Annotated in this window: 2 protein-coding genes; both read left to right on the top strand. The window is 71.9% G+C overall.

Annotated features, from left to right (window positions below; all coding sequences use genetic code 11):
- On the top strand, nucleotides 1-264 hold a 264-nt coding region (locus VNR19_RS16085; RefSeq protein WP_414684197.1), incomplete at its 5' end, for a hypothetical protein.
- Nucleotides 265-319: 55 nt separating this feature from the next.
- Nucleotides 320-1846 (top strand): glutamine--fructose-6-phosphate transaminase (isomerizing) (gene glmS / locus VNR19_RS16080; protein WP_325728286.1); only part of this gene is annotated, 1527 nt, incomplete at its 3' end.

Here is a 1846-nt window from a genome sequence, read left to right as displayed (position 1 = left end):
CCGGTGACCGACGCCGATCTCGTCGCCCGCATCGCGACCTCCACGGGGCTCTCCCCGGCCGAGGCGGCGCGGGTCGTCGAGGACGTCCTCGCCTGGTACCGCGAACCGGTCGAGGAGTACGTCCGTCGTCGGCACGCGTCGTTGCGCACCTACGGGCGCCGCAACGAGGAGATCTACGCGCAGATCGCCGCCGAGCTCCGCGAGCGCCTCGTGGCCGCCCCGGGGCTCAGCGAGCGTCAGGTCCGTCGCGTCATCTACGGCTGATCGTCTTACGGCTGATCATCAACGGCTGATCATCAACGGCTAGGAGCAACCACTCATGTGCGGAATCGTCGGCTACGTCGGCCCCCAGCAGGCAGCGCCCGTCCTCGTCGAGGGCCTCACGCGGCTGGAGTACCGCGGCTACGACTCGGCGGGCATCGCCGTGCTCAACCCGCGCTCGAGCGCGCACCCGTCGCGCGTCGTGCGCGCCAAGGGCCGCGTGCGCGACCTCGAGGCGGCGCTGCCCGCGCGCCTCGCCGGCACGGCCGGCATCGGCCACACCCGCTGGGCGACGCACGGCGAGCCGAGCGAGCGCAACGCGCACCCGCACACCTCCTACGACGGCCGCGTGCACGTGGTGCACAACGGCATCATCGACAACTTCCACGCGCTGCGCTCGCGCCTCACCGCCGACGGTGTCGAGCTCACCTCCGACACGGACACCGAGGTCGTGGCCCACCTCGTGGCGCGCGAGCTCGCGGCCGGCCTGGGCTTCGAGGACGCCGTCCGTGCCGCCGTGGCGCAGATCGACGGCACGTACGCCCTCGCGGTGCTCGACGTGCAGAACCCGGACCGGATCGTCGTCGCCCGCAACGGATCGCCGCTGCTGCTCGGCGTCGGCGACGGCGAGATGTTCGTGGCCTCCGACGCGGCGGCGATCGTGCGGCACACGAGCCAGGTCGTGCTGCTCGACGACGGCGACTTCGCTTCCGTGACGGCGGACGGGTTCCGCACGTTCACGAACGACGAGGAGCACACGGCGCGCGACGCCGTGACGATCGACCTCACCGTCGAGGAGCTGGAGCTGGGCGGCCACGCCCACTTCATGCACAAGGAGATCCACGAGCAGCCGGAGACGGTGGAGCGGATGCTGTCCGGCCGCCTCGACGACCGGTTCGGCACCGCCAAGCTCGACGGCCTCAACCTGGACCCGCGCCAGCTGCGACGGTTCTCGCGCGTGAAGATCCTCGGCTGCGGCTCCGCGTACTACGTGGGCCAGCTCGGGGCGTCGATGATCGAGGACCTGGCGCGCATCCCTGCCGACGCCGAGCCCGCGAGCGAGTTCCGCTACCGCAACCCGATCATCGAGCCGAGCACCCTGTACGTGGTGGTCAGCCAGTCGGGCGAGACCGCCGACACGCTCTTCGCCGTCCGCGAGGTGCAGCGCAAGGGCGGCACCGTCGTCGGGCTGGTCAACGCCGTCGGGTCGTCCATCGCCCGCGAGGTGGACGGCGGCATCTACCTGCACGCCGGCCCGGAGGTGGCGGTCGCGTCGACCAAGGCGCTGACGCACATGGGCGTCGGGTTCGCGCTGCTCGCGCTGGCGCTGGGCCGCGTGCGCGACCTGTCCTTCGCGGACGGCAAGCGGATCATCGCGGGCCTGCGGGCGATCCCCGGCCAGATCGCGCAGATCCTGGCCGACGAGGAGGACCTCGCGAGCGCCGCCAAGGAGCTCTCCGAGGCGCCGAGCCTGTTCTTCATCGGCCGCGTGCGGGGCTACCCGGTGGCGCGCGAGGGCGCGCAGAAGTTCAAGGAGATCACCTACCGGCACGCCGAGGCGTACCCGACCAGCGAGCTCAAGCAC

Source organism: Microbacterium sp. (assembly GCF_035556355.1).
Classification (GTDB): domain Bacteria; phylum Actinomycetota; class Actinomycetes; order Actinomycetales; family Microbacteriaceae; genus Microbacterium.
This window is presented reverse-complemented; position numbering and strand designations above follow the sequence as displayed.